The sequence below is a fragment of the Frigoribacterium sp. CFBP 8759 genome (assembly GCF_014841655.1).
In the GTDB taxonomy this organism is placed as follows: Bacteria; Actinomycetota; Actinomycetes; order Actinomycetales; family Microbacteriaceae; genus Frigoribacterium.
In genome coordinates this window covers 309,263-329,857 of the sequence record NZ_JACYUH010000003.1, presented here as the reverse complement: position 1 = coordinate 329,857, position 20,595 = coordinate 309,263, and the positions used below count along the sequence as shown (strand labels likewise).

Annotated in this window: 18 protein-coding genes; 13 read left to right on the top strand and 5 right to left on the bottom strand. The window is 73.3% G+C overall.

Annotated elements, in window-relative coordinates; genetic code table 11:
* The 9 genes from IFT79_RS11725 to IFT79_RS11685 all read left to right on the top strand — a co-directional run bounded on the left by IFT79_RS11725 (nucleotide 1) and on the right by IFT79_RS11685 (nucleotide 8,253).
* On the top strand, nucleotides 1-936 hold the full coding sequence (locus IFT79_RS11725; RefSeq protein WP_043594466.1) for an ABC transporter permease: 936 nt from the start codon (nucleotides 1-3) through the stop codon (nucleotides 934-936).
* Nucleotides 933-1,985: an ABC transporter permease gene (locus IFT79_RS11720; protein WP_192124332.1), complete on the top strand. Its 1,053-nt coding sequence runs from the start codon at nucleotides 933-935 to the stop codon at nucleotides 1,983-1,985. The genes IFT79_RS11725 and IFT79_RS11720 overlap by 4 nt, the downstream gene beginning before the upstream one ends.
* Entirely contained in the window at nucleotides 1,982-2,866 is an 885-nt protein-coding gene (locus tag IFT79_RS11715; protein ID WP_056046912.1) for an ABC transporter ATP-binding protein, read from the top strand. The genes IFT79_RS11720 and IFT79_RS11715 overlap by 4 nt, the downstream gene beginning before the upstream one ends.
* Complete coding sequence (locus tag IFT79_RS11710) at nucleotides 2,859-3,689, top strand: ABC transporter ATP-binding protein (RefSeq protein WP_056046914.1); 831 nt, start codon at nucleotides 2,859-2,861, stop codon at nucleotides 3,687-3,689. Before IFT79_RS11715 ends, IFT79_RS11710 begins: the two co-directional genes overlap by 8 nt.
* On the top strand, nucleotides 3,686-4,741 hold the full coding sequence (locus IFT79_RS11705; protein ID WP_192124330.1) for an aldo/keto reductase: 1,056 nt from the start codon (nucleotides 3,686-3,688) through the stop codon (nucleotides 4,739-4,741). The genes IFT79_RS11710 and IFT79_RS11705 overlap by 4 nt, the downstream gene beginning before the upstream one ends.
* Before the next feature lie 84 nt (nucleotides 4,742-4,825).
* The gene (locus tag IFT79_RS11700; RefSeq protein WP_192124328.1) at nucleotides 4,826-5,626 is read left to right on the top strand and encodes an HpcH/HpaI aldolase family protein; all 801 of its coding nucleotides are present in this window, start codon (nucleotides 4,826-4,828) and stop codon (nucleotides 5,624-5,626) included.
* Nucleotides 5,627-5,682: 56 nt separating this feature from the next.
* On the top strand, nucleotides 5,683-6,909 hold the full coding sequence (locus tag IFT79_RS11695) for an exo-alpha-sialidase (RefSeq protein ID WP_192124786.1): 1,227 nt from the start codon (nucleotides 5,683-5,685) through the stop codon (nucleotides 6,907-6,909).
* Between the two features lie 3 nt (nucleotides 6,910-6,912).
* Nucleotides 6,913-7,665, top strand: a complete 753-nt coding sequence (locus IFT79_RS11690) for an SDR family NAD(P)-dependent oxidoreductase (RefSeq protein WP_342211834.1) — start codon at nucleotides 6,913-6,915, stop codon at nucleotides 7,663-7,665.
* A gap of 315 nt (nucleotides 7,666-7,980) precedes the next feature.
* Nucleotides 7,981-8,253, top strand: a complete 273-nt coding sequence (locus IFT79_RS11685) for a hypothetical protein (RefSeq protein WP_123570673.1) — start codon at nucleotides 7,981-7,983, stop codon at nucleotides 8,251-8,253.
* Nucleotides 8,254-8,482: 229 nt separating this feature from the next.
* On the opposite strand, the gene IFT79_RS11680 is transcribed toward IFT79_RS11685, so the two are convergent.
* The gene (locus tag IFT79_RS11680) at nucleotides 8,483-9,610 is read right to left on the bottom strand and encodes a Gfo/Idh/MocA family protein (protein ID WP_192124326.1); all 1,128 of its coding nucleotides are present in this window, start codon (nucleotides 9,608-9,610) and stop codon (nucleotides 8,483-8,485) included.
* Nucleotides 9,607-10,410, bottom strand: coding sequence for a sugar phosphate isomerase/epimerase family protein (locus IFT79_RS11675; protein WP_123570674.1), 804 nt, complete (start codon nucleotides 10,408-10,410; stop codon nucleotides 9,607-9,609). Before IFT79_RS11675 ends, IFT79_RS11680 begins: the two co-directional genes overlap by 4 nt.
* A gap of 172 nt (nucleotides 10,411-10,582) precedes the next feature.
* Between IFT79_RS11675 and IFT79_RS11670 the strand changes: the two genes are divergently transcribed.
* Together IFT79_RS11670 and IFT79_RS11665 are read left to right on the top strand one after the other, a co-directional pair.
* On the top strand, nucleotides 10,583-11,863 hold the full coding sequence (locus IFT79_RS11670) for an MFS transporter (protein ID WP_192124324.1): 1,281 nt from the start codon (nucleotides 10,583-10,585) through the stop codon (nucleotides 11,861-11,863).
* A 42-nt stretch (nucleotides 11,864-11,905) separates the two neighbouring features.
* Nucleotides 11,906-12,868, top strand: a complete 963-nt coding sequence (locus IFT79_RS11665) for an endonuclease/exonuclease/phosphatase family protein (protein WP_192124322.1) — start codon at nucleotides 11,906-11,908, stop codon at nucleotides 12,866-12,868.
* A gap of 409 nt (nucleotides 12,869-13,277) precedes the next feature.
* On the opposite strand, the gene IFT79_RS16925 is transcribed toward IFT79_RS11665, so the two are convergent.
* Nucleotides 13,278-14,378: a glycosyltransferase family A protein gene (locus IFT79_RS16925; protein ID WP_342211833.1), complete on the bottom strand. Its 1,101-nt coding sequence runs from the start codon at nucleotides 14,376-14,378 to the stop codon at nucleotides 13,278-13,280.
* Between the two features lie 141 nt (nucleotides 14,379-14,519).
* Between IFT79_RS16925 and IFT79_RS11650 the strand changes: the two genes are divergently transcribed.
* Nucleotides 14,520-15,671 (top strand): ATP-dependent DNA ligase, encoded by a 1,152-nt coding sequence (locus IFT79_RS11650; RefSeq protein ID WP_249407984.1) that lies wholly within the window; start codon nucleotides 14,520-14,522, stop codon nucleotides 15,669-15,671.
* Between the two features lie 94 nt (nucleotides 15,672-15,765).
* Here IFT79_RS11650 and ligD read toward each other — a convergent pair whose 3' ends face one another.
* Nucleotides 15,766-16,782 (bottom strand): non-homologous end-joining DNA ligase, encoded by a 1,017-nt coding sequence (gene ligD, locus IFT79_RS11645; RefSeq protein ID WP_123570679.1) that lies wholly within the window; start codon nucleotides 16,780-16,782, stop codon nucleotides 15,766-15,768.
* A gap of 122 nt (nucleotides 16,783-16,904) precedes the next feature.
* On the opposite strand from ligD, the gene IFT79_RS11640 reads away from it, so the two are divergent.
* Entirely contained in the window at nucleotides 16,905-19,469 is a 2,565-nt protein-coding gene (locus IFT79_RS11640) for a lamin tail domain-containing protein (RefSeq protein WP_192124318.1), read from the top strand.
* A gap of 124 nt (nucleotides 19,470-19,593) precedes the next feature.
* Here the strand turns inward: IFT79_RS11640 and IFT79_RS11635 are convergent, their stop codons facing one another.
* Entirely contained in the window at nucleotides 19,594-20,535 is a 942-nt protein-coding gene (locus tag IFT79_RS11635; RefSeq protein ID WP_192124316.1) for a PhzF family phenazine biosynthesis isomerase, read from the bottom strand.
* Between the last annotated feature and the right edge of the window lie 60 nt (nucleotides 20,536-20,595).

Here is a 20,595-nt window from a genome sequence, read left to right as displayed (position 1 = left end):
ATGGCGACCTACATCCTCAAGCGCCTCGGCCAGGGCCTGCTCACCGTGTTCCTCACGGTGTCGACGGTCTTCGTGCTGATCCGCCTCGCCCCCGGCGACCCGGCCGTGGCCTACGCCGGGCCGCTCGCGACCAACGAGCAACTCGCCGCCGTGCGCGAGCAGTTCGGCCTGGACGACCCGCTGCTCCAGCAGTACGGCGTGTTCCTGCAGCAGTTGTTCACGGGCAACCTGGGCACCTCGTACTCGTTCCAGGCACCGGCCGTGCAGGTCGTGCTCGAACGGCTGCCGTACACGCTGACCCTGTCGTTCGCGGCGATCCTGTTGGCGGCGGTCGTGTCGATCCCGCTCGGCGTCTGGATGGCCCGTCGCACCGACACCCGCAGCGAGACCGGCGTCAACGTCGTCGCCATCGCGGGCCAGTCGATGCCCGACTTCTGGACCGGCATCCTGCTGCTCAGCGCCTTCGCCGTCGTGATCCCGATCTTCCCGGCCTCGGGCTTCGCCACCTGGGGCGGCCTCGTGCTGCCGACGGTGACGATCGCCATCCTGCAGGTGGCCCTGATCTCCCGGCTCGTGCGCCGCGAGATGGCGACCAACTTCTCGGCGCCCTACCTGACCGTGGCCCGGTCGCGCGGCGTCTCGGAGCGCGCCCTGACCTGGCGCTACGCCATGGGCAACTCGGCGATCCCCGTCTTCACGGCCCTCGGCACGCGCTTCGCGGCGATGCTCAACGGCGTCGTCGTGGTCGAGGTCGTGTTCGCCTGGCCCGGCGTCGGGTCGCTCATCGTGCGGGCGCTCGAGACCCGCGACTACCCCCTCATCCAGGCGACCGTGCTGGTCACGTCGCTGCTCGCCGTCGGCGTCCAGCTGCTGATCGACCTCGCCTACCCCCTGCTCGATCCGCGCGTGCGGCTCGGAAAGGCGAGTGCCGCATGACCCGCACCGAGACCACCGGACAGCCGTCCGGCACGTCGACCGCCGGCGCGGCCGGTCGCACCCCCGAGGAGGCGCGACGCACCGCGGTCACGCCCCGCCTGCTGAAGAGGTCCGAGGCGGCCCGGCGGACCTCCGCCGCACGGGTGAAGCTCTGGGTCGGCGCGATCTGCGCCCTCGTGGTGATCATCCCGATCGTGCTGGCCCAGGCCCTCCCGCTGCCCGACGCGAACGGCCAGGACCTCGGCAACCGCCTCGCGCCTCCGTTTACCGCCGGCCACCTGTTCGGCACCGACCAGCTCGGTCGCGACCTGCTCTCGCGGGTGCTGCACGGCGGTCAGGTCTCGCTCGCGATCGGCGTGCTGGCGGTCATCGTCTCGGGCGCCATCGGCGTCGTCCTGGGCTCGATCGCCGGGTTCTACGGGCGCTGGGCCGACACGCTGATCAGCCGCCTGCTCGAGGCCCAGATGTCGCTGCCGCTGCTGATGATGCTGCTGCTCGTCGTCGCCCTCTTCGGCCCGTCGATCCCGGTGATCACCTTCGTCATCGCGATCGCGCAATGGCCGGAGGTGGCCCGCCTGACCCGGTCGCTCGTGCTCGTCGAACGCGAGAAGCCGTACGTCTCGTCGGCCCGCACGCTCGGCCTGAACCGCTTCACGATCCTGCTGCGCCACGTCGTCCCGAACGTCATCAAGCAGGCGACGCTCGTCGTGCTGCTGCTGCTCGCGCAGGCCGTGCTGCTCGAGAGCGCCCTGAGCTTCCTCGGGGCCGGCCCGCAGCGACCGTTCGCGACCTGGGGCCGCATCATCTCGGACGGCCAGGACTACGTCACAACCGCCTGGTGGATGGTGACGATCCCGGGTCTGTTCATCGTGCTGCTCGTCGTCGGGGTCAACCTGCTGGGCGACGCCCTGCGGGACCGGCCGCGCCGGTCGACGGCCTCGCGCCTCCGTCGGTTCGTCGGGCTGCGCCCGTCGACCCCGGCCTCGACCCCGGCCTCGGCATCGACCCCGGCCCCGACCCCGACCCCGCAGAAGGGAACGATCGCATGACCTCCGTGACCGACGACACCGTCGACCCCGACCTGCTCCTCGAGGTGCGTGACCTGCAGATCGAGCTCATGACGACCAACGGGATCGTGCGCGCCGTCGACGGCGTCTCGTTCCACATCGCCCGGGGCGAGACCGTCACGATCATCGGCGAGTCGGGGTCGGGCAAGTCGACCACCGCCATGGGCGTGCTGCAGCTGCTGCCCGCCGACCTCGCCGTCGTCTCGGGCCACGTGCGCATCACCGGACTCGACGTGCTCGCCTCGGCCTCGGCCGTGCGCAAGGTGCGCGGTCGGGCCGTCGCCCTGATCCCCCAGGACCCCATGACGGCGCTCAGCCCGGTGCGGTCGATCGGCTCGCAGCTCGGCGAGGCCATCCGCATCGCCGGGGCCGCCAGCGGTCGGGCCGCCGTCACCGCCCGGGCCGTGCGCCTCCTCGAGCAGGTGCACATCCCCGACCCTGCGGCCCAGCTGGGGAAGTTCCCGCACCAACTCTCGGGTGGCATGCTGCAACGCGTGCTGATCGCCATCGCGTTGGCCTGCGAGCCGCAGCTGATCGTGGCCGACGAGCCCACCAGCGCCCTCGACGTCACGGTGCAGGCCGGCATCCTCGACCTGTTGCTCGAGCTGCAGGAACAGCGCGGCATCGGCCTGCTGATGATCACCCACGACCTCGGCGTCGCCCGGCTCGTGTCCGACCGCATCCACGTCATGAAGGCCGGCGTGTTCGTCGAGTCCGGCGACGTGCGGCAGATCGTCGAGCACCCCGCCGAGCCCTACACGCAGGGGCTGCTCGCCGCGGTGCCCACCCTGGGCGCCTGGGACGAGACGCCGTCCACGCCCGCCACGACCAGCACCGACCGACCGGAGGCCACCCGTGTCTGACACCATCCTCGAGGTCGACGACCTGGTCGTCGACTACGGCAGCGGCTCGAGTGCCCACCGCGCCGTCGACCACGTGTCGTTCTCGGTGCGCCGCGGCAGCACCTTCGCCATCGTGGGCGAGTCGGGCTGCGGCAAGTCGACGATCGCCAAGGCGGTCATGCGGTTGCTGCAGCCGACCAGCGGGCGCATCGTGCTCGACGGCACCGACCTGGCGACCCTGTCGGAGGCGCGGTTGCGGCCCCTGAGGCACCGCTTCCAGATGGTCTTCCAGGACCCGTACGGCTCGCTCGACCCGCACCTGAGCGCCCGCGACATCGTCGCCGAGCCGCTCCGGCTGAAGGGCGTGCGGTCGGCCCAGGACCGGGCGACCGAGGCGGCGCGCCTGATCGACCGCGTCGGCCTGCCGTCGACGGCGCTCGACCGTCGCCCGCACGAGTTCTCCGGCGGCCAGCGCCAACGCATCGGCATCGCCCGGGCGCTCGCCTCGAGCCCCGACCTGTTGATCTGCGACGAGGCGACGAGCGCGCTCGACGTGTCGGTGCAGGCGCAGGTGCTCGACCTGCTGCGCGAGATCCAGGTCGACACCGGCATCACCTACGTCGTCATCTCGCACAACCTCGGCGTCGTGCAGCAGATCAGCGAGAGCGTCCTCGTCATGAAGCAGGGCGCCGTCGTCGAGCAGGGCGCCACGGCGCAGGTGCTCACGTCGCCCGCCGAGGACTACACGCGGCGGCTGCGCCGGGCCGCCCTCGACCCCGCGACGATGACCGGCGTCAAGCCGCGCCACGTCGTCCGCAGCCTCTCGTTGGGAGCCACCACATGACCCGGACCGACACCGCCCGGACCGACGCCACCCCGCTCGACCCCACCCCGGTCGACACCGCCCCGCTCGACGCCGCGGACACGGTGGCCGAGGCAGCCACGCGCCCCGCGCCTCCTCGGCTCGTGCTCGGCACGATGACCTTCGGCGACACCGTCGACGAGGCCACCGCCGCCCGCATGCTCGACACCGCGCGCGACGCGGGCGTCACCTGGATCGACACGGCCAACGCCTACGTCGGCGGCACGACCGAGACGATGCTCGGCCGCCTGCTCGCCGGGCGGCGCGACGAGGTCGTGCTCGCCTCGAAGGCGGGCATGCCGCACGCCGACGCGGGCGGACTGCCGCCGCTCTCGGCCGTGGCCCTCCGCGCGAGCGCCGAGGCGAGCCTGCGCCGCCTCGGCACCGACCGTCTCGACCTGTTCTACCTGCACCAGCCCGACCGGGCGACCCCGCTCGACGAGACCCTCTCGACCGTCGCCGCCCTGGTCGCCGAGGGCAAGGTGCTCTCGCTCGGCGTCTCGAACTACGCCGCCTGGCAGATCGGCGACGTCGAGCGCGTCGCCGACGCCGTGGGCGCACCCCGGCCGGTCGTCGCCCAGCAGCTGTTCAACCTCGTGGCCCGCCGCCTCGACGACGAGTACCTCGAGTTCGCGAGCGTCCACGGGCTCGAGACGATGGTCTACAACCCGCTCGGCGGCGGCCTCCTGACCGGCCGGCACCGCTTCGACGAGACGCCGGCCGACGGCCGCTTCGGCGACTCGGCCCTCGCCGAGATGTACACGAAGCGCTACTGGGACGCCGACCTGTTCGCCGCAATCGACCGCCTGTCGGGCGTCGCCGCCGAGGCCGGCGTGACGCTCGTCGAGCTCGCCCTGCGCTGGGTGGCGTACCGGCCCGAGGTCGGGTCGGTGCTGCTCGGCGGCTCCCGGCCCGAACAGCTGACGGCCAACGTCGCCGCCGTCGCCGCCGGGCCGCTGCCCGACGAGGTGGTGGCGGCGTGCGACGAGGTCGGGCGTCAGCTGCGAGGGCCGATGCCTCCGTACGCGCGCTGAGCCGCGCCTCCCTGCCCCCGCACCGCGCCGCACGCCCCCGCACCGCACCGCACCGACCGCACGCCCCGCACGAGAGAGAGCACCATGAGCACCGCCAGCGACTTCGCCCGTACGATCCGCCGCCGCGAGAGGGCGGTCGGCTACTGGATCACCCTCGACGCCCCGCCGGCGATCGAGCGCATCGCGCGGCTCGGCTACGACTACGTCTGCCTCGACGCGCAGCACGGCCTCTTCGGCTACCAGGGCATGATGACCGGCCTGCTCGCCATCGACGCGGGGCAGACCTCGGCCGGCCTCGTGCGGGTCGAGGCGAACGACATCACGCCGATCGGCAAGGCCCTCGACGCCGGGGCGGCCGGCGTCATCGTGCCGCTCGTCGACACGGCCGAGGACGCCGCCTCCGCCGTGCGCAGCGCGAAGTACCCGCCCCACGGCCGCCGCTCGTACGGCCCCATGCGGTCGAGCCTGCGCATCGGCCCCGTGCCGGCGGACGCGAACGACACGACGATCGTGCTCGCCATGATCGAGACGCCCGACGGGCTCTCGAACGTCGAGGCGATCGCCGCGACGCCAGGGCTCGACGGCCTCTACGTCGGGCCGAGCGACCTGTGCATCGCGGTCGGCGGGGCCTACCCGGGCGACCCGGCCGTGCAGGAGGCCTTCGACGCCGCCCTCGTCCGCGTCGCGGCGGCGGCCGAGGCCGCGGGCATCGCCGCGGGCATCCACACGCCGCACGGCGACGTCGCCCGGCAGCGGCTCGCCGCGGGTTACACGTTCGCCACGGTCGCCGGCGACCTCAACCACCTCGAGGCCGCCGCCCGCGACCACCTGCAGCGGGCCACCGCGACGGACGAGCCCGACACGACCGCCGGAGGCGCGGCGTGAGCAGGCAGGACGCGGTCGCGGACGACGCGGTCGCGGACGACGCGGTCGCCGACGGCGTGGGCGACGACGGCGTGGTCGCCGACGGACGACTGCGGCCCGAAGCGGCCGGTCGCGCCTGGGCGTACCTGCCGACGGCCACGGTGCAGTCGCACGCGGCCAACCTCGCCGAGCTGCCCGACGGGCGCCTGGCCTGCGTCTGGTTCGGCGGCACGCAGGAGGGCGTCTCGGACATCCACGTCTGGTGCTCGGTCCTCGACGGCGAGGTGTGGTCCGAACCGGTGCGCCTCAGCGACGACCCCGCACGCTCCGAGCAGAACCCGGTGCTCTTCACGGCCCCCTCGGGCGACGTCTGGTTGCTCTACACGGCGCAACGGGCCGGGAACCAGGACTCGGCCGAGGTGCGCCGCCGCATCTCCACCGACGGCGGCGCCACCTGGGCCGAGCCCGCGACCCTCTTCGCGGCCGACGAGACGGGTGGCGTCTTCGTCCGGCAACCGCCGGTCGTCACCCGCGCGGGCGACCTGCTCGTGCCGGTCTTCCGCTGCGTGACGACCCCCGGGCAGGCGTGGGTGGGCGACCATGACACGAGCTCGGTCATGATCTCCCGGGACGGCGGCTCCACGTGGGGTGAGGTCGCCGTCCCGGGGAGCACCGGAGCCGTGCACATGAACGTGCACGAGCTGCCCGACGGATCGCTGCTCGCCCTCTTCCGCAGCCGCTGGGCCGACGCCGTGCACGAGTCGCGCTCGACCGACGGCGGACTCCACTGGTCGGCACCGGTGCCGACCGAGCTGCCCAACAACAACTCCTCGGTGCAGTGGGTTCCGCTCGCCGACGGGCGCCTCGCGATCGTCTACAACCACCGCCGCGCCGACGCGACCACCCCGCGCCGCCTCGGGCTCTACGACGAGATCGACGAATCCGGCATCGTCGAACAGGCCGTGCTGCCCGGCGCGGGCGCAGACCTCGACCAGGAGGCGCGGGCCGGGTCGCCTGCGGAAGCGGGCCGGACGGCGTTCTGGGGCACGCCCCGGGCTCCGATGTCGCTGGCGGTGTCGACGGACGGCGGGCGCAGCTGGCCGCACCGCGTCGACCTCGAGGACGGCGACGGGTGGTGCCTCTCGAACAACTCCCGCGACGGGCTGAACCGCGAGCTGTCGTACCCGAGCATCACGCAGACCGGCGACGGCGCCGTGCACGTGGCGTACACCTGGCACCGCCGGGCGATCCGTCACGTGCGCCTCTCGGCCGCCGATCTGCCCGGACCCGACGTCGAGGGCTGAGCCGTGTCGGACGACGGGACGCCTGACGCCGACCGGGCAGGTCGCGGTGCCGGCACCGAGCGGGCGGGTGACGGTGCCGGCACCGACCGGCACGCCGTGGTGACGGGCTGCAGCTCGGGCATCGGGCGGGCGATCGCCGAGTTCCTGCTGGCCGACGGGTGGCGGGTTACCGGTCTCAGCCGACGCGCGGTCGACCTGGGCGACGGGTTCTCGTGGCTCGGCTGCGACCTCTCCGTGACCGCCGACGTCGCGCGAGCGGTCGCCGACGTCGGGTCGGTCGATGCGATCGTCCACGCGGCCGGCTACCAGGTCGCCGCCCCGCTCGGGCGGCTCGACCCCGCCGCCCTCGAGGGCATGCTCGCCGTGCACGTCGGGGCCGCCGCCGCGCTCGTCGACGCACTCGTCGACCGGCTGTCCGACGGCGGTCGCATCGTGCTGATCGGCAGCCGCACCGCCGTCGGCGTCGCGGGCAAGAGCCAGTACGCGGCGACGAAGGCGGCCCAGGTCGCACTGGCCCGGAGCTGGGCGGCGGAACTGGCGCCGCGCGGCGTCACCGCCAACGTCGTGGCACCGGGGCCCACCGACACGCCGATGCTCGCCGATCCGGCCCGCGCCTCCTCGGCTCCGGTCGTGCCGCCGCTGGGCGCGCTCGTCGACCCGGTGGACGTGGCGGCCCTCGTCGCGTTCGTGCTCGGGCCGCACGGACGGAGCATCACCGGGCAGGCGCTCGTCGTGTGCGGCGGCGCCTCGCTCTGACGTCGCACCGGGTCGGGGTCGCCGCGGGTCGAGGTCACAGCGGCTGCGAGGACGCACCACCATCGCGTCGTCGAACCATCCGCGGGCCTGGTTCGACGACGCGGGCGTGGTGCGGCCTGTCCCGAAAGCGACGATCGGGGCCCCCATTGTTTTGATTCATTCAAAAGAAGGCGTATGGTGGTGTCAACGCCGACGGAGGCCAGGGCCACCGTCGAGCACCTCGGCGCCGCCCTCCTCACCTCCGCTGGCCGCCCGCTCGATCCCCCGATCGCGGGCCCCCGACCAGCACGACCCGCCCATCCCCGAGGAGTCACCGTGAACACCACCGCCACGACCGCCCGCACCGCCGCCACCCCGCTCGGCGGCCGCTACGTCGGCAGCACCACCGCCCCGACGGTCGGCAGCTACGTCGGTTCGCTCGCCGCCGACGTCGCGCCCGGCTCGTACGTGAGCACCTCGGCACGCCGCGACCTGTCGATCGGTCGCTACACCGCCAGCGCGCGGCGTCGCCTCTCGGCCGCCACGGCGTCCGTCCGGACGGCCACGGGCTCGATCCACACCGCCACCGGCTCGATCCGCACCGCGTAGTCGGTGCCGGTCGGGGGCACCCCTCCCCGACCGACCCGGACGGGCCGCCCCACCAGACCCGGGCCCGCCGCGCGACCTGAATCCGCGCGGCGGACCCGTTCCTCTGGGCGATGTCACGACCCACCCGGTCCGCCCACCTCGCCCAGGAGACACGACGTGCCGCTCACCCCCGAAGGTGAGCGGCACGTCGTGTCTCCGGGACGACCGGGCCCGAGCCCGGCACGTCGGACTAGAGGGTCGCGGCGGAAGGGTCCCAGCTCTCGTCGAGCGGCACCGGCTGCTGCACGGCGGACTTGACGGAGACCGGCGCACCCTGCTCGGCGGCCGACGAGATCGCCAGCAGGACGTCGAGAACGTGCGAGGCCACGGCCCCGCTGGCACGCTCGGCGTCGCCACCGCGGATGGCCCGCGCCAGGTCGAGCACGCCCGAACCGCGTCCGTAGGTCGAGCCCGCGGCGGTGAGCGTCTCGGGCTCGTCCCGGCCGAACCGCCAGAGGCTCGAGTCGCCCTCGAAGGTGTTGGGGTCGGGCAGCACGAGGGTGCCCTCGGTGCCGCTGATCTCGACGAAGCCCATGCGGGGCAGCGCGTTCTGGAACGAGAACGTCGACTGGGCCGACTGCCCGCCCGCGAACTCGATGAGCGCCGCGTGGTGCGTCGGTACCTCGACTGGGAAGGTCTCGCCGGCCCGGGGACCGCTGCCGATGGTCCGGGTGTCGAACGACTTCGACGAGACCGCGCTGACGCGGCTGGCCGAGCCGAAGGCGTGCACGAGGGTCGTCACGTAGTACGGCCCCATGTCGAAGAGCGGACCGGCCCCGAGCGCGAACAGGAAGTCGGGGTTCGGGTGCCACGACTCGGGCCCGGGCACGTGGAACATCGTGGTCGCCGTGAGGGGCTGACCGATGTCGCCCCGGGCGATGGCGCGCATGGCGGTCTGGATGCCGGCGCCGAGCACGGTGTCGGGGGCACACGCGACGCGGACGCCGGCCGCCTCGGCGGCGGCGAGCAGGTCTCGGGCCGACTCGTGGTCGAGCGCGAGGGGCTTCTCGCTCCAGACGTTCTTGCCGGCGGCGATGATCTGACGGCCGACCTCGGCGTGTACGGCCGGGATCGTGAGGTTGACGACGATCTCGATCTCGTCGATCGCGAGCAGCTCGTCGACCGTGCCGTGACCCGGGACGCCGTACGCCTCGGCCTGCGCCTGGGCGCGGTCGAGGTCGAGGTCGGCGACGAAGAGCACCTCGAGGTCGGCGAACTGCGTCATGTTCTCGAGGTAGGTGCCGCTGATGACGCCCGCGCCGATGACGCCGACGCCCACGCGTCCCGTGCGGCCGGCGGTCGTGTCGACGCCGCTCACTTGTCGTTCTCCTGCAGCCAGGCGAAGGACTCGGCGACGCCGTCGAAGACGTCCTTCGCGTAGTCGTCGAACTCGACGACGCGCAGCGCGTGCGGCGCGGCGGCGAGGACGGCGGCGACGTCCACGTCGCCCTGACCGGCCGGGGTCTGGTTCTTGAAGGCGGCGGCCAGCGCGTCGGGCACCTCGAGGGCGCTCTCGCTGCTGGGCAGGGCGGTCGCGATGTCGCCGGAGATCTTGCCGTCCTTGACGTGCAGGAACTGCACGCGGTCACCCAGCGAGCGCAGCAGCGCCGGGGTGTCCATGCCGCCGACGGTCGACCAGAAGGTGTCGATCTCGAGGACGACGTCGTCGTTCAGTCGCTCGAGGAAGAAGTCGTAGACGGGGCGGCCGTCGACCTTGTTCGCGAACTCCCACTGGTGGTTGTGGTAGCCGAACTTCAGGCCCGACGCGGCGGCCAGCACCTGCAGTTCGTTGACGCGGTCGGCGATCTTCGCGGCGTCGTCGGCGGTCTGCCAGCGGTCGCTCGGGATGAACGGGTCGATCACGGTGCCGATGCCGAGCTGGGCGGCGGCGGCGAAGGCGCGCTCGGGCTCGTCGGAGTCGATGACCGGGGCGTGGCCCGAAGGCGCGGTGACGCCGGAGGCGGCGAAGGCCTTCTCGAACTCGTCGGCACGCTCGACGAACGAGTAGGGCTCGACCTTGGTGAAGCCGATCTCGGCGATGCGGGCGACGGCGCCCTGCAGGTCGGCCGAGACGGCGTCTCGGACCGTGTAGAGCTGCACGGAGGGTGACGAGGTCATGGGAGTGACTCCTTTGTCGTGAGGGGTTCAGGTGGTCTGGGCCCAACTCTGCCACTTATGTCGACCGATGACAAAAGTTCGTCCCGAATCGACGCATTCTCTTGCCCGGACGACACCCGCTGTGTATTCTGCGAACACCTAGCGCGACTAGGTTTTGACTCGAGGAGGCGTCATGGCCAACCCAGGCCCCATCGGCACGCAGGGCGTGCTCACCCAACCCATCAGCACCGTGCGGGTGTCGCGGGGCTACATGATCGCGCTGGGGCTCGCCCAGTTCGGTCTGTTCGCGGCCCTGCTCTCGCCGGTCTACGTGAGCATGCAGCTCAAGGCGCAGCAGTTGAACCCCGACGACCCGGCGAGCATCATCGGGCTGGTCCTGCCCTTCGGTGCGTTCGGAGCGCTCCTCGCCAACCCGCTCGTCGGCGCGCTGAGCGACCGGACCCGCACGCGGTGGGGCCGTCGTCGGCCCTACCTGATGGGCGGCATCGTCGTGTTCAACCTCGCCCTCGCCTGGCTCGCCTTCGCCCCCACCGTGCTGCAGCTCGGCATCGCCTGGGTCGTCGCGCAGATCGCGGCCAACGCCGTGCTCGCCGCCCTGACCGCGAGCTTCGCCGACAACGTGCCGCAGTTCCAACGTGGCAAGGCCTCGAGCGTCATCGCCCTTGCTCAGAACATCGCCGTCCTCGCCGGCACCTACCTCGCCGTCCTGTTCGTCGCGAACCTGCCGGTGCTCTTCATCGCGCCGGGCGTCCTCGCCGTCGTGCTCATCCTCGTCTACGCGGTCGTCGCCCGCGACGACCTGCCCGAGTACGAACTCAAGCCCTTCACGTTCGTCAACCTGGTCAGCTCGTTCTGGACGAACCCCCTGAAGCACCGCGACTTCGCCTTCGCCTGGTGGTCGCGGTTCCTGATCATCCTCGCGACGTTCATGTTCACGACCTACCGGCTGCTCTACATGCAGGAGCACCTCGGCATCGCGGACGTCGCCGACGCCACGGCCGCGGTCGCCTTCGGCGTCCTGCTCTACACGATCGCGTTGATGGCGAGCGCCGCGCTCTCGGGCTGGCTGAGCGACAAGCTGAAGATGCGCAAGGTCTTCGTCGGGGGCTCCACCGCCCTCTTCGCGGTCGGCCTGATCCTGCTGGCCCACGCCGAGACGGTCACCGGCTTCTACGTCGCCGAGGTCGTCATGGGCTTCGCCTACGGCATCTACGCCGCCGTCGACACGGCGCTCGTCGTCGACGTCCTGCCGAACGCCGACCGTCCCGGCAAGGACCTCGGCGTCATCAACATCGCCAACGCCCTGCCCCAGTCGCTCGCCCCGGCGATCGCCCTGTTCTTCCTCGGCGTCGGCAACGCCGGTTCGGGCAACTACACGCTGATGCTCTGGGCCGCCGGCGTCGCGGCGATCCTCGGCGCCCTGGCCGTCATCCCCATCAAGCGCGTGCGCTGAACCGGGCGGAGGCGTGTGCGACGGCCTACCGTCGCACACGTCATGACGCCCCCGACCGACCCCGCACCCGCCCCCGCCGCCGCCACCGGTCCGGGTGCCGACCGGGTCGTGCCCACGGTCGGGCCGGTCATCGCACCCGACCTGCACCTCATGACCTACAACGTCCGTCGTCGCATGCCGCAGGTGCTGACCACCCGTCACGCGCTGGCCGACCGGTGGTCGACCCGGTTGCCGGCACTGCGCCTCCTGCTCGAGGCCGAGCGACCCTCGGTGCTGGGCATCCAGGAGGCGCTGCCCGACCAGTCCGCGCAGCTCGCGGACGCCCTCGGTGCCGACTACGCCTCGGTCGGCACGGGTCGCGACCGCGACCGCGGCGGCGAACGCGTCGAACTGCACGTCGACACCACACGGCTGCGGATCGTCCGCCACGAGGCGCTCTGGCTCTCGGCCACCCCCACGGTGCCGGGGTCGCGCTCGTACGGCAACATGATCCCCCGCGCGGCCGTCCACGCCGAGCTCGACGACCTCGTGACCGGGGCCCGGCTGCACGTCGTCGTCACGCACTTCGACCACCTCTCGGCCCGCTCGCGGCGTCACTCCGCCGTGCAGCTGCGCACCTTCACCGACGCCCTCGACGGACCCGTCGTCGTGATGGGCGACTTCAACGCCGTGGTCGACTCCCCCGCGCACCGCGAGCTGACCCGCGGCAGGCTGGTCGACAGCCGCGCGGTGGCCGACGCGCGGCTCGACCCGGGCTGGGGCTCGTTCTCGAACTACGGCCCGCCCCGCACCGGCGGCCGCCGCCTGGACTGGCTGCTCGTCGACGCCGGGGCCCACGTCGAGCGGGCCGGCGTCGGCGGGGTCCGTCCCGGCGGCGTCGCCCCCTCCGACCACGACCCCGTGCACGCCGTCGTGCGCTGGCCGTCCGGGCACCCCGCCCCGCGTCCGCCCGACGAGCCCACCACCGAACACCGCACCACCGAACACCGCACCGAGGAGTCCTGAGATGTCCACCGTCGCCGAGACCTTCCTCCGCCGCCCGCACGGGGTCCTCGAGTACGTCGCCGACGCGGTGCGCGTGGTCGCGGCCCTGAGCGTCGTCGTCGCGGGCATCGGCTGGGGCGTGGTCGAGATCGCCGTGCTGATGCTGGCGCTGCTCGGCACCCTCGTGCCCCGCATGCTCGGCCTCCGGGCGAGCGTCGACCTGATGGTCGGCGTCGCCGCCCTGGGCGCCGCCTGGAGCAGCGTCTTCGAGCTCTACACCCGGGTCACGGGCTACGACACGGTGGTGCACTTCCTGCTCAACGGCCTGCTGGCCGCGGTGTTCGTCGTCCTCGCCCGCCGGGCCGGCTGGATCGCCTCGTCGGGCGACACCGGTGGACGAGGAGGCGCGGGTCGCTCGGCCCGCGTCGGCTCAGTCCTGACGACGGTCGCGTTCGGGCTGGCGGCCGGCACCCTGTGGGAGATGGGCGAGTGGGCGGGCCACACCCTCGTCGACTCGGCGATCTTCGTCGGTTACGACGACACGATCGGCGACCTCGCCGCGGGAGGCCTCGGCTCGCTGCTGGCCGGGCTGGCGCTGCCGTTCCTCGTGGGGGGCGACGTCCGCGGCCGAGCCGCGCGCGCCTCCTCGTCCGGAGCCGATGCCGGTGCCGGTGCCGACGGACACGGGGTCGACGCCGTCGGCCACGGCCGCCCGCGCGTCCACCACCGCTGACGGCGTCCAGCCGAGCCGCGTGAAGACGCCGGCCGGGTCGGCGCGCAACCAGCGCGACCACGGCAGGCCGTCGGTGCCGTGCACCGTGAACGAGTGCAGCGCCCGGTACGTCCGCAACCAGGGGGCGTTGCCCGGGTCGAGCGGCCGGGCCGAGATGCCCGTGACGACGTCCCGGCGGTAGGCGATGCGGCCCTGCCCGGCGAGTTGGCGGTCGCCGAGGTGCAGGGCGAGGTCCATGTCGTCGTGCAGCAGGGTCTCGTGTCGGTGCACCTCGTCGCGCACGTCGAGCCAGGCGGTGCGGCGCATCATCATCGTCGAGCCGAACAGCGGCCAGTGCGCCAGGGCGGCCCCGATCACGAGGTGGTACGCGCCCACGTAGAGGGCGGAGAGCAGGCGCTCGACGCCGACGGGCGCGTCGTAGAAGCGGGCGTTCGTGCTGACGGCGAGCACGTCCGGATCGTCGACGAGGGTGCCGACCAGGTCGGCGACCCAGGTGCGGGGCAGGACGCTGTCGGCGTCGACCCGACCGATGAGGTCGACGGGTGCGGCGGCGCCCGGTCCGGCCCCCACGCCGGCGGCGGCGTCGTACCCCGTGCTCGCGGCCGCGGCGATGCCGACCTCGGCCTCGGTCACCACCCGGGCACCGTGTCGCAGGGCCACCTCGACGGTGTCGTCGGTGCTGCCGTTGTCGACGACGATCACCTCGTCGGGCACGCGGGTCTGCCGCGCGAGCGAGCGGAGGCATGCGTCGAGCAGGGCTCCGTCGTCGCGGACGGGGACGACGACACAGACACGCACTCGCCCATCCAACCCGGTCGGGGCGGGTCACGTCGAGCGTTCACACCCCAGGACGTCGCCGAGACCCGTCGGCGCGCACGGGGTCTCGGCGGTTTCGTGGGGTCTGGCCGCACGCCCGCCCGGCGAGAGCAGACTCGGCGCATGATCCCGACCGCCGCCGAACCGATCGTCCCCATGCTCGCGAAGGCCGTGGCCGACGTGCCCGAGCCCGACTCCGTCGAGGGCGGACTCGTCTACGAACCCAAGTGGGACGGGTTCCGCGGCATCGTCTACGCGGAACGCGCCGACTCCGACGCCGACGACCCCGACGCCCCGCTCACCGTCGAGATCGGCAGCCGCGGGTCGAAGATGCTGACCCGCTACTTCCCCGAGCTGGTCGAGGCCCTCGCCCGCCTCCTGCCGGGGCCCTGCGTGCTCGACGGCGAGATCGTCGTGCGCACCGGCGACCCCGGCCACGAGCGGCTCGACTGGGACGCGCTCGGCCAGCGCATCCACCCGGCCGCCTCGCGCGTCGCGAAGCTCAGCGCCGAGACCCCTGCGATGTTCGTCGCGTTCGACCTGCTCGCCCTCGGCGGGCGCGACCTGCTCGACACCCCGTTCGCCGAACGCCGCGCGCTGCTGCTCGAGACGCTCGGCCCCGAGGGAGGCCCCAAGGGAGGCCCCGACGGAGGCGCCGAGGGAGGTGCCGACGCCACGGCAGGAGGCGCGGACCACCCCCTGCACGTCAGCCGGGCCACCGACGACGTCACGACCGCACGTCGGTGGCTGACCGAGTTCGAGGGCGCAGGGCTCGACGGGGTCGTGGCCAAGCCGGCCCGCGCCTCCTACGCTCCCGGCAAGCGCACCATGCTCAAGGTCAAGCACCACCGCACCGCGGACGTGGTGGTGCTCGGCTACCGCGTCCACAAGAGCGGTTCGGGCGTGGGGTCGCTGTTGCTCGGGCTGTACGACGCCGACGGCGAGCTGACGAACGTCGGAGGCGCGTCCGCGTTCTCGGACGCCCGTCGCCTCGAGCTCGTCGACGAGTTGGCGCCGTTCGTCGACCGCGACGACGACGGCGAGGTGCGGCACGCCGAGACCGAGCGCAGCCGCTTCTCGTCGGGCAAGGACGTGTCGTTCGTCCCGCTGCGCCCCGAGCGCGTGGTCGAGGTGCGGTACGACCAGATGGAGGGCTCCCGCTTCCGCCACACCGTGCAGGTCGAACGGTGGCGCGACGACCGCGAGGCGCGTTCGTGCGGTTTCGACCAGCTCGAGGTCCCGGCGGCGTACGACCTGGGCGAGGTGCTCACCTAGGCGACGAGCGCTTCCTCGGGCACAGGGCACCGCGTTTCGGGCATCGCACCCCGACGAGACGCGGTGCCGTGCACGAGACGCGGTGTGGTGCGGGTCAGTCGGCGGCGGGCTTCCGCGCACGGCTGGGCTGCACGCGGGGCGGCTCGCCGGGCATCTTCGGGAAGTCCGGCGGGAAGGGCAGTTCGCCGAGGCCGTCGGCGACGTCGCGTTCCCACCAGGCGAGCAACGTGTCGATGCGCCCCGGCGACTCGTGCATCGAGCCCCACGGGTCGCCATGGGTCTGCAGCCGCTCGGGCACCGTCAGCACGGTGTGCTCGGCCGGGTCGATGCCGGGCAGGTCGTCCCACGTGACCGGCAGGGACACGGAGGCGCGGGGCAGCGCCCGGGGAGACCAGGCCCCCGCCATGGTGCGGTCGCGATTGGCCTGGTTGTAGTCGACGAAGAGGCGGTCGCCGCGTTCCTCCTTCCACCACGCGGTGGTGACGCGATCGGGGGTGCGGCGTTCGAGCTCGCGGGCGGCGGCGATCACGGCGTGCCGCACCTCGAGGAACTCGTGCGTCGGCTCGATCGGCGCGAAGACGTGCAGGCCCCGGTTGCCGCTCGTCTTGACGAACGCGGTGAGACCGGCCTCGTCGAGCACGGCCCGGAGGTCGAGCGCGGCCGTCACGGCGTCCGCGAAGCTCGTGCCCGGCTGCGGGTCGAGGTCGATGCGCAGCTGGTCGGGCAGGTCGGGCTGCTCGGCGCGCGAGGCCCACGGGTGGAAGACCAGGGTGTTCATCTGGGCCGCCCAGACCGCGGCGGCGGGCTCGTCGATCACGAGCTGCGGGTGCACGCGGCCGCTCGGGTAGGTGACGTCGACGGCTCGCACGTAGTCGGGCGTGCCGCGGGGCGGGTTCTTCGAGAAGTACTGGTCGCCGTCGACGTCGCCGCCGAACCGCTGCAGCGAGATCGGACGGTCGCCGTTCGCCGCGACGAAGGGCGTGCCGACCTCGACCAGGTAGCGCGCCAGGTCGAGCTTGGTCACGCCGAGGTCGGGCCAGAGCACGCGGGACGGACTGCTGATGCGGACGTCGCGGTCGCCCACCCGCAGGGTCGTCGCCTCGGATGCCATGTGCGTGACGCTAGTCCCGTCGCGCCGCCGGGGCACGAGGTGCCGGCGTTCACGGGGTGTTCACCCGGGCGTCGCTTCCGTCCGAGATGGTTCGGTCCACACCCGACGAAACGGACACCCGAATGCGCACGCCCCTGCTCCGCCTCGGCGCCCTGACCCTGGCCGGCTCGATCGCCGCCGCCGGGCTCGTGGCCACGAGCGCCCTGCCCGCCCTCGCGGCCGACGCCGACGTCGTCGTCAACGAGATCGACACGACCGACGACTGGGTCGAACTGCTCAACACCGGCCAGACCCCGACCGACGTGTCGGGCTTCGTGCTGCGGGACGACAAGGACACGCGGACGCTCGCGCTGCCCGCGGGCACGGTCCTCGCCGCCGGCGAGCGCCTGGTCGTCGACGTCGCCGACGACGCCGTGTGGGGCGCCGCCGCCTACGGACTCGGACGCGCCGACGCCGTCCGGCTCTACGCCGCCGACGGCACGACCCTGCTCGACTCGTACGCCTGGACGCAGTTCCCGACGACGACCTACGGCCGCTGCGCCGACGGCACCGGCGAGTTCGCGACGACGGCCGCCGGGACGCGAGGCACCGCCAACGAGTGCGCGACGACACCGGCTCCGACCGACCCGACGGACCCCGCCCCGACCGACCCGACGACCCCCGCCGTGCCCGCCACGACCGACGTCGTGATCAACGAGGTCGAGTCGAACGGCGACGACACCGACTGGGTCGAACTGACGAACGTCGGGACGGTGCCCGTGGACGTCTCGGGCTACACCTTCCGCGACGAGGACGACGTGCGCACGCCCTTCACCCTGCCCACCGGTTCGGTCGTGCAGCCCGGCGCCTTCGTCGTGATCGACCAGGCCTCGGGCTCGAACCCGGTCGGCTTCGACTTCGGACTCGGCCAGCCCGACTCGGCACGACTGTTCGACACGGCGGGCACGCTCGTCGCGTCGTACGCCTGGAGCGTCCACAGCACCGTCAGCTACGGCCGCTGCCCCGACGGCACCGGCGAGCTGACGACGACGACCGCGACCACGAAGGGCGCGGCGAACGACTGCTCGTCGCCCGTGCGCATCAACGAGGTCGAGAGCCAGGGAGGCACGCCCGGCGACTGGGTCGAGCTCACGACCGTGGGCACCTCGTCGGTCGACCTCGGCGGCTACGTGCTGACCGACTCCGACCCGACGCACCGCTACGTCGTCCCCGCCGGGACCGTCGTCGCCCCCGGCGGCTTCGTCGTCCTCGACGAGCAGACCCCGACCTCGGCCGGCTTCGACTTCGGACTGGGCGGTGCCGACTCGGTGCGCCTGCTGCTGCCGGACGGCACGACGGCGGCCGACGGTTCGACCCTCGCCGACGAGTACTCGTGGACCTCGCACGCCGCCACCACCTACGGCCGCGGCCCCGACGGCACGGGCGACTTCGCCGTCACGTCGGCCCCGACCAAGGGCTCCGCCAACACCTTCGCCGGCGTCTCCGTGCCGACGGCCTGGCCCGGCGGACCCGACGAGGTCCCCCTGGACGACGAGGGCACCTTCACCGGTGACCTGAGCGGTCTCGACTACGAGCCGACCGGCACCGCGACCCCCGGCACGCTCTGGGCGGTGCAGAACGGCGACGGCCTGCTCTACCGGATCGTCCCGGACGGCGCCGGCGGGTGGGCCCCGCAGACGACCGACGGCTGGGCTGCCGGCAAGAAGCTGCTGTACCCGAGCGGGGTCGCGACCGACATCGTGGACGCCGAGGGCGTCACGGTCGCCGACGACTCGTCCGCGGGCGGCATCTACGTGTCGACCGAGCGCAACAACGCCTCGGGCTCGGTCAGCCGCCCCTCCGTGCTGCGCTACGACGCCTCGAGCCCGGCCACGACCCTGGTCGCCACCGACGAGTGGAACCTCGCCGCGGACTTCCCCGGCCTGGGGGCCAACGCGGGCCTCGAGGGCATCACCTGGGTGCCCGACGCCTGGCTGACCGAGGCGGGGTTCGTCGACGAGGCGACCGGCGCCTCCTACGACCCCGCGACGTACGCCGGCCACGGTGACGGGCTCTTCTTCGTCGGCGTCGAGGGCACCGCGAGCGTCTACGCCTACGCCCTGATGGACGACGGTTCGTTCGAGCGCGTCGCCACCATCGCGACGTCGTTCGCCCTGGTCGCCGACCTGCAGTTCGACGCCGACCTCGACGCGCTCTGGGTCGTCTGCGACGAGGCCTGCTCGGGCCGTACGGCACTGTTCTCGGTCGACGAGTCGGGGGCGTTCGTCGAGGACGTCGTCCACGAGGCACCGACGAACGCCGACCGCGGGCTCGCCAACGAAGGCTTCGCGATCGCCCCGGCGGCGACGAGCGTCGACGGGTTCCGTCAGACGTTCTACGCGGACGACAACGACACCGACGGGTTCTCGCTGCGCGCCGGGACGTTCCCCGGCGTGGCGGCCGAGCCCGGGACGCCCGGCGACCCCGGCAACCCCGGGACGCCCGGCACGCCCGGCGACCCCGCCGCCCCCGCCGATCCCGGTACGGGCGTGACGCCGATCGGTCAGGGGTCGGCCCCGGCGACGGTCGACGGGCAGCTCGCCTTCACCGGTTCGGACGCCCGATGGGCAGCGGCCGCGGCCCTGCTGCTCGTGCTCGCCGGGGCGGGCACCCTGATCGCCCGCCGCCGTCGACTCACCCGCGACTGAGTCACGACGCCCCACGACCCCGTGTCGAGCGATGCACCCGGAAGCGTCCGGGCGCGTCGCTCGACACGGGGTTCGTCGTCGTGGGCGCCCGGGCCGCGGCCGTGGCGGCCGACCGGTCAGCGGGTCAGCGGGTCAGCGGCGTCGCCGTGCCGGTGACCGTGACGCCGCCGACGACCGGGACGTCGACCACGAGGCGGCTCGGACGCCCGACGTGCCGCCCCTGCCTCACCACGACGCGGGCAGGAGGCGCGATCAGGTCGAGCGCGCGGAGGTAGCCGCCCAGCGACGCGGCCGCCGACCCCGTCGCCGGGTCCTCGGTGAGGGAGCCGACGGGGAACAGGTTGCGTGCCTCGACCACGGTCGCCCCGGACGCGTCGACACCCTGGGCGTGGATCACCGTGATCGTGCCCGCCCAGCCCTGTTCGTCCATGAGGGTCCGCACGGCGACCGGGTCGAACCCGAAGGCGTCGAAGACCCGCTGGTCGCGGACCGCCACCACGGGGTGCCGGTTGCCCGCGAAGGACTCCCGCAGCGGACGACGCTCGTCGAGGTCGGCGTGCGTGAGGCCGAGCACCGCCAGCAACCGGTCGGCGACGGTCGGGTCCAGGTCGCGCACGACGGGGTCGACGCTCGTGAACGACGCCGTCACCGGGCCCGCGACGACGTCGGCACCCCCACGCGAGGTCTCGATCACGACCGGCCCGACCGCCGTCTCGAGCGTGAACGCTCCGACCCCGCGACGCTCGGCCAGGGCGACGGCGGTGGCGATCGTCGCGTGGCCGCAGAACGGGACCTCGGCCCCGGGCGAGAAGTAGCGCACGGCCACGTGCCGGTCGTCGCCGGCGCGGGACGGATCGACCACGAACGCGGTCTCGGCGTACCCCACCTCGGCGGCGATCCGCCGCATGTCGGCGGCCGAGAGGGCCGACGCGTTCAGCACGACGCCGGCCGGGTTGCCGCCGCCCGGTCCGTCGGCGAAGGCCGTGAGGTGCAGCACCTCGACGGTCGGGGCGGACGGCGAGGGAGCGGCGGGGCCGGCGGGCGGCGAGGGTCTGCGGTCGGTCACGACGCCACTGTGCCGCACCGCGCCTCCTCGTCGCCAGCGCCACCTCGGGCCGGGTGGCCG

Bases quoted from the DNA above. Each gene is read 5' to 3' on its own strand.
- IFT79_RS11725 (WP_043594466.1), top strand. From the start codon at position 1: ATGGCGACCTACATCCTCAAGCGCCTCGGCCAGGGCCTGCTCACCGTG.
- IFT79_RS11720 (WP_192124332.1), top strand. From the start codon at position 933: ATGACCCGCACCGAGACCACCGGACAGCCGTCCGGCACGTCGACCGCC.
- IFT79_RS11715 (WP_056046912.1), top strand. From the start codon at position 1,982: ATGACCTCCGTGACCGACGACACCGTCGACCCCGACCTGCTCCTCGAG.
- IFT79_RS11705 (WP_192124330.1), top strand. From the start codon at position 3,686: ATGACCCGGACCGACACCGCCCGGACCGACGCCACCCCGCTCGACCCC.
- IFT79_RS11700 (WP_192124328.1), top strand. From the start codon at position 4,826: ATGAGCACCGCCAGCGACTTCGCCCGTACGATCCGCCGCCGCGAGAGG.
- IFT79_RS11675 (WP_123570674.1), bottom strand. From the start codon at position 10,410: ATGACCTCGTCACCCTCCGTGCAGCTCTACACGGTCCGAGACGCCGTC.
- IFT79_RS11670 (WP_192124324.1), top strand. From the start codon at position 10,583: ATGGCCAACCCAGGCCCCATCGGCACGCAGGGCGTGCTCACCCAACCC.
- IFT79_RS11665 (WP_192124322.1), top strand. From the start codon at position 11,906: ATGACGCCCCCGACCGACCCCGCACCCGCCCCCGCCGCCGCCACCGGT.
- IFT79_RS11650 (WP_249407984.1), top strand. From the start codon at position 14,520: ATGATCCCGACCGCCGCCGAACCGATCGTCCCCATGCTCGCGAAGGCC.
- ligD (WP_123570679.1), bottom strand. From the start codon at position 16,782: ATGGCATCCGAGGCGACGACCCTGCGGGTGGGCGACCGCGACGTCCGC.
- IFT79_RS11640 (WP_192124318.1), top strand. From the start codon at position 16,905: ATGCGCACGCCCCTGCTCCGCCTCGGCGCCCTGACCCTGGCCGGCTCG.